We start from the raw sequence: 12,505 nt of genomic DNA on the forward strand, positions 1-12,505 counted from the left end.
GAGGGGGGGTATTCCGGGCGGGGTGCCGTCCGGCGGGGGCGGGGGGCTCGGTTCCGTACGAAGCTGCCGCCCGGCAGGTGGCGTCCGGCGGGTGGCGTCCGGCGGGTGGCGTCCGGCGGGTGGCGTCCGGCGGGTGGGGTGTCCATATCTGTGCTGGAATGCGTCGCGGTGCAGGGAACCCCGCGGAACCGCCGGAGGCGCACGCATGGACAAGGGCAACATCGACACACCGGACGCCGCCGACCTGGACGCCGCGGCCCGCCGCCACAGCGCCGCCGAGGGCTGGGCGCTGCCGGACGGCGGCTACCCCGTGCGCCCGGCGGACCTGCACGGCGCGGAGGATCTGCGCCGCGCGATCCACGCGGTCGGCCGGGGCCGCCGCGATCCGCACGACACGATCCGCCGCCACATCATGGACCGCGCCCGCGCGCTCGGGCTGTCGTCGGAGATCCCGGACGACTGGAATCCGGACGGGAGCCTCAGCGAGTCGTAGTGGTTTCAGCCGTAGCGGTTTTATACGGAGGTCCGCACCCGGAGGTAGTAGAAGCGGGTCGTCTGCGCCGGGTTCTGGTTGTCGTCGCTCACCAGGAGCACCTTCAGTCGGCCCTTTCCGTCCCGCCCGGTGACCGTCATGCCCTCGATGTTGTCGAGCAGCGGGTTGGGCTGGGGCTGGCGGGCGGTCGCGCCGAGTGTGGGGCAGTCGGCGATGTCGGCGAGCGGGGTCTTGCGCAGGAGGCGTACGCCGGGCTGTCCGGTGAGGTGCTCGACGCGAGAGGTGTCCGTGGCGTGGCGCGGGTCGGCCAGATGGAGCCGGACGGTGTTGCCGACGCCCGCCGTGAACCCGCGCTCCAGGACGAGGAGGCGACCGTCTGGAGTGGCCTGCACCTCGGGTACACCGAGTTCCGGGCTGTCCGTCCGGTACGCGTACTGCGCCCCGAGCCGGAACCTCCCGTGCTCCCGCGTCCACGTCTGGAAGCGGACGGTGCCGGAGTCGTCCCCGGCGAGCGCGTACTCCATCGACGCGAGCAGGGTGTGGCCGCCGGGCAGGAGGGTCAGCCCCTCGAAGGTCTGGTTGGCGGTGGCACGCCCGGCGGGGGCGACGCGCAGGTTTTCGGGAACGGGCAGCCGCTCCAGGATCTTCCCGGTGCGCGAGTACCTCCGCACCGACGGCTCGGTCTCGGAGCTGACCAGCCGCGTACCGTCCCGGTCCACGACGAGCCCCTCGGAGTCCAGCTCCTTCCCGCCCTCGTCGGCGAGCGGCAGGGCTTCCGTGGGCCGCAGGCCGTGGGCGTCCAGCCGGAACAGCGTGGACCGGTCCCCCAGCGCGGCGAGCGATCCGTCGCGGTCCACGGCGAGGGCGGAGAGGTTGCCGACGTACGTGCCGTCGTACGTGGTCTTGTCGAGGGCGTCGGAGAAGCGGTCGAGGGTGACGGCGGGCGAACAGGCGTGTGTGTCAGGGGAGTTGGCGTCGGCTGTACCGGGGGCCGCGAGGCAGAAGGCGGCGGCGAGGGTTGCGGAGAGGACGGGGCGGGTTCTCTTGCGCGGGGTCATGGGAGTCACGGTAGGAGGGCGGGTGCCAGGTCCCAAAGGTGCGTGGTCGCACGGTCGTTGGCGAGGGTGGACCAGGTGCCGTCGCCCGCCGGCCGCGGTGGCCCGGAGACGGGCAGCGGGTAGGAGATCTCGCCCCGCAGGGTCATGCCGGGTGTGTCCACGAGCCAGTGGCGGGGCGGGCCGTGGGGGGCGTCGAACTCGGAGGTTCCGGCGAGGAGGGTGTCGTCGGTGAGGAAGGTGGCGTCGAAGTCCCAGTACGGCCTTGGGCGTTGACCGGACGGGACGTTCGGATGCGGGGGCAGGACGTCCAGCGCGTCCAGCTTCTTCCCGGTCTGTGTGTGCGAGGCGTCCGCCGCCTGGTGGAGGGAGAGGGACCACTGCCCCACGGGTACGGTCACGAGGCGCTCGCCGGACGGGCTCACGGCGGCGAGAACCCGCTCGTCCCCGATCCGCTCCACGGCGAGCCGACGCCCGTCCCAGCGTCCGCACAGCACCGGCGAGCCCTCTTCGCCCTCCCCCACGCTGAGAGTCATCCGCGCGGGATCGGGGTGCGGGGTGTGCACGGAGGCGGAGGCGACGGTGCCGGTGACGACCTGCCCCAGGACCCTGCCGTCGGAGGCGTCGAGCACCGCCCAGCACTCCTCGGCCTCCCGCGATCCGCCCAGCGGGCCCGGGACATGGGCCCAGACGAGCGTGCCGTCCACGTTGAAGGCCACGGAGCCGCTGTCGGCGTAGACGTGTTCCTCGTCGTGGGCGTATGCGTCGAACGACCCGTGCGCCTCCGGGCAACCGGCCCAGCAGCCGTGCCGTACCTCCCACCGAGTGGCACCGGTCGGCTCCACCGCCCGCACCGCGTGCGGCCCGGCGAACACGGCCAACTCCCGGCCGGGCGAGACGGTCACCGAGCCGTAGGCGCGCGGCCAGGGCGCGGGGAAGCGGACCTCGCGCGGGCGGCCGGGGCGTGGGAGCAGGTCGACGACAGCCACTTCGGTGTCCCCTCGCTGCACGAGGAGCCCGTGTCCGCGCGACGGCAGCACCTGCGGCGCGTCGGCCGTGGCGGGGCCGAGCGGGGCGGGGACGGTGGCGAAGAGCCGGGCGGGGAAGGGCGGTCCGGGGTGCGGGTCACTCATGTGCCGACTGCTCGACTTCCTTTGGGCTTCGGGTACTTCACAGCGTCCCGGCGTCCGGCCATGCCGACCAGTGGGTGTTCGGGGGTGTGGTGGGCCGGTAGTGGCGGGGGTCGCCGGTGGCGAGGACTTCGGCGAGCTGGCGGAAGGTCTCGTGGTCGCTGGGGAGGGTGTCGCCGAGGTCGGTGGGGTGGGTCCAGGCGTCGAGCTGGAGGACGAGGGGGAGGTCGGCGGGGAGCCGGGCGCGGAGTTCGCGGTCGTCGGCGAGGAAGAGGGGGCGGGCGGTGGGCACAAGTGCACGGAGGACGTCGATGAGGGGCGTGTCGGCGGTCGGCTCGGCAAGGGGCAGGTCCCGGTCGAGGAAGTCGCCGTTGTCGAAGCCGGGTTCGCCGCTGGTGAGGCAGTTGCCGAAGACGTGGAGTACGTCCGTGAGGCGGCGGGCGCGGGGGACGTAGCCGAGCAGTTCCACGACCATGGCCCAGTAGCCCGGGCTGTGGAAGAGGGACATGCGGGCGTCGACCGGCTGGTAGTAGCCGTTGTCCGGGTCGGGGAAGACGGCCTCGTCGGCGCAGCGGTCGAACTGGGCGAGAATCGCGGCCGTCGTGATCACGGGGGCAGAGTACGGGCCCGGCTCCTCGGAGGAGGAGACCGGGCCCGTGAGGGATGTCAGCCTTGCGGTGGTGTGGCCACGAAGGCCTCGCGGGGGGTGGTGGTCGGGACGTAGACGGCGGACTTGGTGGCCGTGGGAACCAGGTCCTTGTGGATGGCCTTGGCGACGGTCTGGATGGTGGTGACGCCGTAGTCCATGGTGCTGTTGTCCTGGGTGAGGACGGTGATCATGTAGTCGTGACCGGCGCCGTTGAAGGTGCCGAGGCTGTGGACGCGCCAGCCGTGGGTCGCGCGCTGGAGCCAGCCGTTCTTGACGTGCACGGCGACCGTGGAGGGGGCGCCGGCCGGGGTGCCCCAGCGCTGGGAGGAGACGACCTGGCCCATCAGCTTGAGGATGTAGGCACGGGAACTGTCGCTCAGCACAGTGTTCTTGGCGGTGACGAGCTTGAGCAGCTTCTGCTCGTCGGTGACGTTGATCTGGGTCAGACCCCAGTAACCGTTCGCCCCCGGCGTGGTCCTGGTCATCCCGGCGGCCGCCAGGAAGCCCTTGACCTTGGTCAGGCCGAGCTGCTTCCACAGCTTGCTGGTGGCGGTGTTGTCCGACTGCGTGATCATCGCCTTGGCGAGCGTGCTCTCGGTGCTCGTCAGATACCGGTTGTGCTTCTTGGCGTCCCAGAGCAGCGTGGCGAGCACGGTGACCTTGACGGTACTGGCCGAGTCGTACGCACTGGTCGCCCGCAGCGAGCAGGTGGTACCGGTCGAGCGGTCGTACACACCGAGCGCCACGGAACCCTTCCGCTGCGCGAGCGCCGCCGTGATGTCCTTCGTCAGCTTGGCCGCCAGCCCCGCCTTGGCCGACGTACAACTGACGGCCGAGGCCGCGGAGGCCGGAGCGGCCGCCACGGCCGGTATGAGCAACGCAGCGCCGAGCGCGGCGGCGAGCGCGGCAGTACGACGTGGAGTCCGGGAAGTCATGCACCAGGTGACTAACGCACGTGCGCGAAAGTTGCACGGAAGGCGTTCCGATACGGGCGGCTTCTTCCCACAACTTACCCGATCCTGACGGGTTCTTTACTGACGCTTGATCTTGCTTCCGATTCCCGGCCTAGGAGGCGTCGCGGGCATCGCCGGGACGGGTGGCGGTTGCGCGCAGGGCGCGCAGTGCGCGCAGGGCCCTTGCCGACGCCGAGTCCGGCCTCGCCGTGTAGGTGATCAGGCGCTGCCCCTCCGGGGACGGGAAGGTCAGCGTCTCGAAGTCCAGGTCCAGATCGCCCACCACGGGGTGGCGCAGACGCTTCACGCCCGAGGTGCAGGTGCGGACCGGGTGATTCTTCCAGTGGGCGGTGAAGTCATCGGAGTGGATGGTCAGTTGACCCACCAGGTCCGTGAACCCTCGGTCGGTCGGGTGGCGGGCCGTCTGCTGGCGGAGGGAGGCCACCGCCAGTACGGCTTCCTCGGGCCAATCGCGGTACAGGGCGCGGTAGTCCGGGTCCAGGAAGAGCATGCAGGTCAGGTTGGGGCGGTCGGCGGGCGACTCCGGTGCCCGCACGGGGAGGTGCGGCGCCAGGAGGGCGTGGCCCAGCGCGTTCCAGGCCAGGATGTCGTTGCGGCGGTCCAGGGCCAGGGCCGGGATCTCCCGCATCGATGCGAGCAACTGGCGTACTGACGGGCTCGCTTGTTCCCGGTGGGACGGCGTCGTACGGGACCGTACCGGGTGGGCCAGTGCCTTCAGGTGGGCCGTTTCGTCATCCGTGAGACGCAGCGTGCGGGCGATCGCGTTCAGGACGGAGTCGGAGGCGCCTGCCGCCCGGCCCTGTTCGAGGCGGGTGTAGTGGGTGACGCTCACGCCGGACAGCATGGCGAGTTCCTCGCGGCGCAGACCGGTGACTCGGCGGCGGGTCGGGAGCGGGGTGAGGCCCACTTCCTCCGGACGCAGGGCGGCGCGACGGGACTTGAGGAAGTCGCCCAGGTCGGACGGGGCGTCCATCGCTGCCTCCACGGGTCGGGGTTTCCATGATGGCCGCTGTCGGCGCGCAGGGCGCCCGTTCAGGGTGGTCACGTCATGACCACCCTCCCGGTGACTGCCCGGATCGGGGTTCTGGCTGCCCCTTTCCCTGCCGACGAGCCTGGCTTCGCCCAGCCGCCCCGTCGAAGGGAACCCGCGCCATGTCGCTCACCGAAACCCCACCCCCGGCCATCACCACCCTCACCCCCCGCCTCCGTCTCGTCCTCGTCCTCCTCCTCGCCGCCCAGTTCATGCTCGCCGTGGACTTCTCGATCCTGAACGTCGCGCTTCCCGTGATCGGACAGGGCCTCGGCTTCCCGCTCGGCCAACTCCAGTGGATCGGGACCTCGTTCGCGCTCTGCGCGGCGGGCTTCACGCTGCTGTTCGGCCGCGTGGCGGACCTCTTCGGGCGCCGTCGGCTGTTCCTCGGCGGCCTCGCCGTACTCGCCGTCGCCTCCCTCGCGGGCGGTCTCGCCACCAGCCCCGAGGTACTGCTCGCCGCACGCGTGCTGCAAGGGCTGGCCACGGCGGCCGTGACCCCGGCGGGGCTGTCGTTGCTGACGACGTCGTTCCCGGAGGGACCCCTGCGGGAGAAGGCGCTCGGGCTCAACGGGGCCCTGATGTCGGCGGGGTTCACCACGGGCGCGATCCTCGGCGGCGTCCTCACCGACCTGCTGTCCTGGCGGTGGGCGTTCTTCGTCAACGTGCCCGTCGCCCTCGCGGTGCTGCTGGTCGCCCCGGCGGTCATCGGGGAGTCGCGGGACAGCGGCGAGCGCCCCCGGCTGGACCTCCCCGGCGCCCTCACCGTCACCCTCGGTCTGCTGGCCGTCGTACTCGGGCTCACCCAGGCGGGCGAGCGCGGGTGGGGATCGCCGTACACACTGGGCGCCCTCGGCGCGGGAGTGGCCCTGCTGGTCCTCTTCGGCGCGGTGGAACGCCGGGTGGCCGAACCCCTCGTACCGCTGAGCATCCTCCGCAGGCGCACCGTCGCCTGGGGAAACCTGGCCGGTCTCATCGCCTTCCTCACCGAGACCTCCCTCGTCTTCCTGCTGACCCTGTACCTCCAGAAGGTGCTCGGCTTCTCCCCGCTGGCCGCCGGACTGTCCTTCGGCGTGCTCGGGGCCGGTACGGTCGCCGGTGGCACCCTCGCGCCGAGGGTCATCGGGCGGATCGGGAGCAGGCGGACGCTGATCGTCGGCGGGGTCGTCCAGGCGGTGTTCACGTCCGCGCTGCTCGGCCTCGGCACGTCTCACGCCTCGCTCTGGCCGCTGCTCGCCGCCACCTTCGCGGGCGGCGTCGGCAACATGCTCGTCATCGTCGGCTTCATGGTGACCGCCACGTCAGGTCTGACCGACGGCGAACAGGGTCTGGCCACCGGGCTCGCCACCATGACCCAGCAGATCGGCATCACGATGGGCACGCCGGTGATGAGCGCGATCGCGACGGGCGCGATGACGGGTACGGGCACGCTCGCGGTCCTGGCCGGGCTGAAGGCGGCCATCGCGGCGAACGCGGCCCTGGTGCTCCTGGGCGTCCTCACCGGCGCCCGGTTCCTGCGGGTAGACACCCCCTAGGGCCGGGAATTCCCCGGCACCGATCCGGGCTCCGCCGCTAGGGTGCCGCCATGGTCAACTTCGTACTGGTCGCAGGCGCTCGCCTCGGCGCATGGGCGTGGGACGACGTCGTGCCGGACCTGCGCGCGGCCGGTCACGGCGCCTACCCGCTGACGCTCTCCGGTCTCGCCGAGAAGCGGGGCGTCCCGGCCGGGCAGCAGACCCATGTCCAGGACATCGTCGACGAGGTCGTACGGCACGAGCTGCGCGATGTCGTCCTGGTGGGGCACAGCTACGCCGGTATACCGGTGGGGCAGGCGGCGGAGCGGATCGGGGAGCGGCTGGCGCACACCGTGTTCGTCGACTCCAGCGTTCCGGCCGACGGTGAGTCGTTCCTCTCGGCGTGGCCGGACGGCGGGGCCGCCGTGGAGGCGTCCATCGCCGGGAACCAGGGCTTCTGGCCGCTCGCCCCCGCGTCCCACTTCGACGGGCACGGCCTCACCGAGGAGCAGGTCGCGCGGATCGTGGACAACGCCACGCCCCACCCGGGCCGCACGTTGACCGAGCCCGCCGTGCTCACCCGGCCGCTCGGCGAACTGAAGGCGACGTACGTCCTGTGCGAACTCGCCGGGGACGAACTGGACGACGACGTGGCCGAGTTGGTGGCCGACGGGCACTGGCGGCTGGTCCGGATGGACACCGGGCACTGGCCGATGTTCTCCCGGCCGCGCGAGCTGGCAGAGGTGCTGCTCGACACGGCCGGGGAGTGACGCCGGTCAGTCCAGATGCGTCGGCGCGAACATCCGCAACACCGCCGGAAGCACCACCACCGAAGGCCCCGGAGAAGCCAGCGCCTTCGACAGGTCCGCCTCCAGGGTCTCGGCGGAGGTCAGGACGCCCGGCACGCCGAAGGACTCCGCCAGGGCGACGTAGTCCGGGCGGGTCAGTTCCGTGGCCGTCGGTTCGCCGAAGGCGTCCGTCATGTACTCGCGGAGGATGCCGTAGCCGCCGTCGTCGATGATCAGCCAGGTCACGGGCAGGTCGTACTGCCGGGCCGTGGCCAGTTCCGCGATGGAGTACAGCGCGCCGCCGTCGCCCGACACCGCGAGGACCGGGCGGCTCGGGTCGGCGGCCGCCGCGCCGAGGGCGGCGGGGAAGCCGTAGCCGAGGCCGCCCGCGCCCTGGGCGGAGTGCATGGTGTTGGCGCCGCGGGGGTCGAAGGCGGACCAGGCCCAGTAGGCGAGGATCGTCATGTCCCAGAAGGACGGGGAGCCCGAAGGGAGCGCCCTGCGGACCGAGGCCAGCACGTCCTGTTCCAGGGTGAGTTCCTGGGAGGCGATGCGTGCCGCGACTCGGGACAGTACGTCGCGCACCCGATCCGGTGCGGCGGAGTCCGTCCGCTCCTCCACCGTCTCGAGGAGCGCCTGAAGCGCGAGGCGGGCGTCCGCGTGGATGCCCAGGGCCGGATGGTTCGACTCCAGTTTGCCGAGGTCCGCCTCGATCTGGATGACCCGGCCGCGCGGCTTGAACGTGTGGTAGTTCGAGGAGAGTTCACCGAGGCCGGAGCCGACGACCAGCAGGACGTCCGCGTCCTCCAGGAAGTCCGTCGTGTGCCGGTCCTCCAGCCAGGACTGGAGGGAAAGCGGGTGTTCCCAGGGGAAGGCGCCCTTGCCGCCGAAGGTGGTCACCACGGGGGCCTGAAGCGCCTCCGCCAGCTGAAGCAGCTTGCCCGAGGCGTCCGACCGTACGACTCCGCCGCCCGCGATGATCGCGGGACGCTCGGCGCGGGACAGCAAGTCCGCCGCCACCGCCGTGAGTTCGACGCGCGGGACCAGTTCCTCCGGCGTCGCGTCCGGCGCCGTCACCACCGGCAGCGAGGTCTCCGCGAGGAGCACGTCCTGCGGGATCTCCACCCACACCGGGCCGTGCGGGGCCGTCAGCGCGGAGCGCCACGCCTCCGCGATGGCCGACGGGATCTGCGACTGCGAGCGCACCGTGTGAACCGACTTCACCACGCCCCGGAACGAGGCGGACTGGTCCGGGAGTTCATGGAGGTAGCCGTGGCGGCCGCCGCCGAGTCCCGCCGTCGGGATCTGGCTGCTGATCGCCAGGACGGGCGCCGACGCCGACGCCGCCTCCTGGAGCGCGGCCAGCGACGTCAGCGCGCCCGGGCCGGTGGAGAGGAGCAGCGGCGCCGCCTCCCCCGTGACCCGGCCGTACGCGTCCGCGGCGAAGCCCGCGTTGTTCTCCACGCGCAGGCCGATGTAGCGCAGCGAGGAGCGGCGCAGGGCGTCGAACATGCCGAGCGCGTGCTGGCCGGGCAGGCCGAAGACGGTCGTCGCGCCGAGCCCGGCCAGGGTCTCCACGACCAGGTCGCCGCCGTTGCGCCCGGGAGGAGGGTTCAGGGCGGCGGAGATCTGCGCCTGCGTCGGGCGGAGCACCAGGTCGTGGTCGTGAGTCACTGCGCTTACGCGTCCTTCCGGGCCGCCGCGATCTGACGGCTCATGATGGTGGTGAGTTCGTACGCGGTGTGCGAGGCCGCGACCGAGGTGATCTCGGCGTGGTCGTACGCCGGGGCGACCTCGACCACGTCCGCCGAGACCAGGTTGCACGAGGCGAGGCCGCGCAGGATCTCCAGCAGCTCGCGGGAGGTCATGCCGCCCGCCTCGGGGGTGCCGGTGCCGGGGGCGTGGGCCGGGTCGAGGCAGTCGATGTCGATGGAGATGTACAGCGGGCGGTCCCCGATGCGCTGGCGCAGCTGGTCGGCGACCTCGTCGGCGCCCCGGCGGTAGACGTCCGCCGAGGTGACGATGCCGAAGCCCATCTTCTCGTCGTCCGTGAGGTCCTGCTTGCCGTACAGCGGGCCGCGCGTGCCCACGTGGGACAGCGCGGAGGTGTCGAGGATGCCCTCCTCGACCGCGCGGCGGAACGGCGTGCCGTGGGTGTACTCGGCGCCGAAGTAGGTGTCCCAGGTGTCCAGGTGCGCGTCGAAGTGGAGCAGCGCGACCGGGCCGTGCTTCTTGGCGACGCTTCGCAGCAGCGGCAGCGCGATGGTGTGGTCGCCGCCCAGGGTCATCAGACGGGCGCCGGTGCCGAGCAGGTCGTCGGCGGCGGCCTCTATCGTCTCGACGGCCTCGTTGATGTTGAACGGGTTCACGGCGATGTCGCCGCCGTCCGCGACCTGCGCGAGGGCGAAGGGGGACGCGTCCTGCGCGGGGTTGTACGGGCGCAGCAGCCGGGACGCCTCGCGGATGGCGTTGCCGCCGAAGCGGGCGCCCGGCCGGTACGAGACGCCGGAGTCGAACGGCACACCGACCACGGCGACGTCGGCGCGGCCGACCTCGTCCAGGCGGGGCAGCCGGGCGAAGGTCGCGGGGCCCGCGTAGCGCGGGACGCGGGAGGAGTCGACGGGCCCGCGGGGCGTCTCGGAGCTGCTCATCGTGAAATGCCTTCTTTCCTGCGCTTCGTCGCGCATGTACTGCTTTCCGTACGACTCTACTGGTGAGCCGGTACCGGTTCGGACGCGAGTTCGGGGGACTTCCCGGCGAGGCGGTCGCGCCAGACGGCGAGGACGCGCTCGTCGGTGGGCTTGGTGGCCAGCGAGACGACGACATAGGCGACGAGGGAGGCGAGGAGGCCGTAGTAGACGGGCTCGTTGGCGAGGATGCCGTAGGACGCCATCAGGCCGATCACCGCGAGGCCGCCGACGATCACGGAGGCCAGCGCGCCCTGCACGGTGCCGCGCTTCCACAGCAGGCCGCCGAGGATGGGCACGAGGAGGCCGCCGACGAGGAGGTTGTACGCGACGGTCAGCGCCTCGACCACGTTGTTCAGGGCGATGGCGGTGCCGATCACCGCGACGCCCATGATCAGGATGAAGACGCGGTTGCCCTTGACCTCGTCGTGCGGCTCGTCCGAAGAGGAACCCGGGCGGACCAGGCCGCGCAGCCGGGACCAGATGTCGTTGTTGGCGACGGTCGCGCAGGCGATCAGCGCGCCGGAGGAGGTGGACATCACGGCGGCGAGGGCGGCGGCCAGCACCAGGCCCCTTACGCCGATGGGGAGTTCGTCCTTGACGATGGTCGCGAACGCGTCGTCGGGGTTGGCCAGCTTCGGGTAGAGGACCTTGGCGGCGGTGCCGATGACCGAGCCCGCGACGGCGTAGGCCAGACAGTAGGTGCCGGCCACGGTGCCGCCCCACTTGGCGGTGCGGTCGTCGCGGGCGGTGAACACGCGCTGCCAGATGTCCTGGCCGATCAGCATGCCGAAGGTGTAGATCAGCACATAGGTGAAGATCGTCTCGCCGCCGATGCCCAGCGGGTCGAAGTACTCGGTGGGGAGCTTGGCCTTCATCTCGGAGAAGCCGCCCGCCTTGACCACGGCGATGGGCAGCAGCAGGAGCAGGACGCCGATGGTCTTCACCACGAACTGCACCATGTCGGTGAGCGTGATCGACCACATGCCGCCGAGGGTGGAATACGCGACGACGATCGAGCCGCCGAGGACGATCGCGAGGGTGCGGTTCATGTCGAACAGCACGTCGAAGATCGTGGCGTAGGCGATGGTCGAGGTCACCGCGAGCATGAGGGTGTACGCCCACATGACCACGCCGGAGATGACCCCGGCCCGGCCGCCGTAGCGCAGGTCCAGCATCTCGGAGACGGTGTAGACCTTCAGGCGGGCGATGCGGGCCGAGAAGAACACCGAGAGGGCCAGCAGGCCGAGGCCGATGGCGAAGACCATCCAGGCGCCGGAGAGGCCGTACTTGTAGCCGAGGCCGACGCCGCCGATGGTGGACGCGCCACCGAGGACGATCGCGGCCATGGTGCCGGAGTACATCGCGGGGCCCAGGCGGCGGCCCGCCACCAGGAACTCGCTCTTCGACCTGGCCCGGCGCATCCCCCACCAGCCCATGGCCAGCATTCCGACGAGATAGACGACGATCACTGTGTAGTCGACGGCCATGAGCGGGGCCCTCCTTCGCGCGCAGTCCGGTGGCGTGTCGTGCGGTGTCGTGGGGGTGCGACGGCAGCGGCTTCACGGGGACATCCGCCCGTACCCGTGGCTGCCGTTCCGCCTAGACATTAGGTGGCCGGAAAGCGACTGCGAAGTGTACGTTTCATCCACTCGAACGGGGTGGGACGGAGGAATCGCACATCATGACCGACCCGATCACCCCGGCCGTGCCGCCGACCCCGCCCGTGCCGCTCTCCGCCCTGCTCGCGCGGGAGGACCTGGGGCTGCGGCAGATCGCGGGCCCCGAGGACCCGGACACGGTGATCCACTGGGCGCACACCTCCGAAATGGCGGACCCGTACCCCTATCTCCTGGGCGGCGAGCTGCTGCTCACGGCAGGGGTGCACGTACCGGAAGCGGCAGGCTCCGGGGCGTATTTCTACGACTACGTCTCCCGGATCGTCGCGGCGGGCGGCGCCGCCCTCGGCTTCGGCCTCGCCCCGGTGCACGACACGGTGCCGCGCGCGCTGGTCGCCGCCTGCGAGGCGCACGGCCTGCCCCTCCTTGAGGTGCCCCCGCGCACGACGTTCTCCGGCATCGCCCGCGCCGTCTGGCAGCTGATGGCCCAGGCCCGCCTCGCCGAACTCCGCCGCGTCACCGAGGCCCAGCAGAGCCTGGCCGCCGCCGCCTCCCGCCCCGACCCG

The 12,505-nt window shown here is 71.7% G+C and carries 12 protein-coding genes; 4 read left to right on the top strand and 8 right to left on the bottom strand.

Going from position 1 to position 12,505, the window contains the following annotated elements; translation table 11 throughout:
• Positions 1 to 205 precede the first annotated feature (205 nt).
• Positions 206 to 493 carry a hypothetical protein gene (locus tag GTW40_RS17840; protein ID WP_161181198.1) on the top strand — a complete coding sequence of 96 codons (288 nt, stop codon included), beginning with the start codon at positions 206 to 208 and terminating at the stop codon, positions 491 to 493.
• 20 nt (positions 494 to 513) lie between these two features.
• On the opposite strand, the gene GTW40_RS17845 is transcribed toward GTW40_RS17840, so the two are convergent.
• The 5 genes from GTW40_RS17845 to GTW40_RS17865 form a co-directional block, all read right to left on the bottom strand.
• Complete coding sequence (locus GTW40_RS17845) at positions 514 to 1,551, bottom strand: esterase-like activity of phytase family protein (RefSeq protein ID WP_161181199.1); 1,038 nt, start codon at positions 1,549 to 1,551, stop codon at positions 514 to 516.
• 5 nt (positions 1,552 to 1,556) lie between these two features.
• A complete protein-coding gene (locus GTW40_RS17850; protein ID WP_161181200.1) occupies positions 1,557 to 2,681 on the bottom strand; it encodes a hypothetical protein in 1,125 nt (374 codons plus the stop codon).
• A gap of 37 nt (positions 2,682 to 2,718) precedes the next feature.
• Positions 2,719 to 3,288: a hypothetical protein gene (locus GTW40_RS17855; RefSeq protein ID WP_202486053.1), complete on the bottom strand. Its 570-nt coding sequence runs from the start codon at positions 3,286 to 3,288 to the stop codon at positions 2,719 to 2,721.
• 56 nt (positions 3,289 to 3,344) lie between these two features.
• Positions 3,345 to 4,262, bottom strand: coding sequence for a serine hydrolase (locus tag GTW40_RS17860; protein WP_161181201.1), 918 nt, complete (start codon positions 4,260 to 4,262; stop codon positions 3,345 to 3,347).
• A gap of 130 nt (positions 4,263 to 4,392) precedes the next feature.
• Entirely contained in the window at positions 4,393 to 5,274 is an 882-nt protein-coding gene (locus GTW40_RS17865) for a helix-turn-helix transcriptional regulator (protein ID WP_161181202.1), read from the bottom strand.
• Positions 5,275 to 5,453: 179 nt separating this feature from the next.
• On the opposite strand from GTW40_RS17865, the gene GTW40_RS17870 reads away from it, so the two are divergent.
• Together GTW40_RS17870 and GTW40_RS17875 are read left to right on the top strand one after the other, a co-directional pair.
• Complete coding sequence (locus GTW40_RS17870; RefSeq protein WP_161181203.1) at positions 5,454 to 6,866, top strand: MFS transporter; 1,413 nt, start codon at positions 5,454 to 5,456, stop codon at positions 6,864 to 6,866.
• A gap of 50 nt (positions 6,867 to 6,916) precedes the next feature.
• Positions 6,917 to 7,615, top strand: coding sequence for an alpha/beta hydrolase (locus GTW40_RS17875; RefSeq protein WP_161181204.1), 699 nt, complete (start codon positions 6,917 to 6,919; stop codon positions 7,613 to 7,615).
• 6 nt (positions 7,616 to 7,621) lie between these two features.
• Here the strand turns inward: GTW40_RS17875 and GTW40_RS17880 are convergent, their stop codons facing one another.
• Genes GTW40_RS17880 through GTW40_RS17890 form a run of 3 tightly spaced genes read right to left on the bottom strand, consistent with a single transcriptional unit; the run spans position 7,622 to position 11,810 of the window.
• Positions 7,622 to 9,307, bottom strand: a complete 1,686-nt coding sequence (locus GTW40_RS17880) for a thiamine pyrophosphate-binding protein (RefSeq protein WP_161181205.1) — start codon at positions 9,305 to 9,307, stop codon at positions 7,622 to 7,624.
• A gap of 5 nt (positions 9,308 to 9,312) precedes the next feature.
• The gene (speB, locus tag GTW40_RS17885; RefSeq protein ID WP_161181206.1) at positions 9,313 to 10,284 is read right to left on the bottom strand and encodes an agmatinase; all 972 of its coding nucleotides are present in this window, start codon (positions 10,282 to 10,284) and stop codon (positions 9,313 to 9,315) included.
• Positions 10,285 to 10,340: 56 nt separating this feature from the next.
• Entirely contained in the window at positions 10,341 to 11,810 is a 1,470-nt protein-coding gene (locus GTW40_RS17890; protein ID WP_161181207.1) for a sodium:solute symporter, read from the bottom strand.
• A gap of 194 nt (positions 11,811 to 12,004) precedes the next feature.
• Between GTW40_RS17890 and GTW40_RS17895 the strand changes: the two genes are divergently transcribed.
• Positions 12,005 to 12,505 (top strand): PucR family transcriptional regulator ligand-binding domain-containing protein (locus GTW40_RS17895; protein ID WP_202486054.1); only part of this gene is annotated, 501 nt, incomplete at its 3' end.

It is taken from the genome of Streptomyces sp. SID4985 (assembly GCF_009863025.1).
GTDB lineage: Bacteria > Actinomycetota > Actinomycetes > Streptomycetales > Streptomycetaceae > Streptomyces.

What these genes read in the sequence shown, in the direction of transcription:
- GTW40_RS17840 (WP_161181198.1), top strand. Translation starts at nt 206, where the DNA reads ATGGACAAGGGCAACATCGACACACCGGACGCCGCCGACCTGGACGCC.
- GTW40_RS17845 (WP_161181199.1), bottom strand. Translation starts at nt 1,551, where the DNA reads ATGACCCCGCGCAAGAGAACCCGCCCCGTCCTCTCCGCAACCCTCGCC.
- GTW40_RS17850 (WP_161181200.1), bottom strand. Translation starts at nt 2,681, where the DNA reads ATGAGTGACCCGCACCCCGGACCGCCCTTCCCCGCCCGGCTCTTCGCC.
- GTW40_RS17860 (WP_161181201.1), bottom strand. Translation starts at nt 4,262, where the DNA reads ATGACTTCCCGGACTCCACGTCGTACTGCCGCGCTCGCCGCCGCGCTC.
- GTW40_RS17865 (WP_161181202.1), bottom strand. Translation starts at nt 5,274, where the DNA reads ATGGACGCCCCGTCCGACCTGGGCGACTTCCTCAAGTCCCGTCGCGCC.
- GTW40_RS17870 (WP_161181203.1), top strand. Translation starts at nt 5,454, where the DNA reads ATGTCGCTCACCGAAACCCCACCCCCGGCCATCACCACCCTCACCCCC.
- GTW40_RS17875 (WP_161181204.1), top strand. Translation starts at nt 6,917, where the DNA reads ATGGTCAACTTCGTACTGGTCGCAGGCGCTCGCCTCGGCGCATGGGCG.
- speB (WP_161181206.1), bottom strand. Translation starts at nt 10,284, where the DNA reads ATGAGCAGCTCCGAGACGCCCCGCGGGCCCGTCGACTCCTCCCGCGTC.
- GTW40_RS17890 (WP_161181207.1), bottom strand. Translation starts at nt 11,810, where the DNA reads ATGGCCGTCGACTACACAGTGATCGTCGTCTATCTCGTCGGAATGCTG.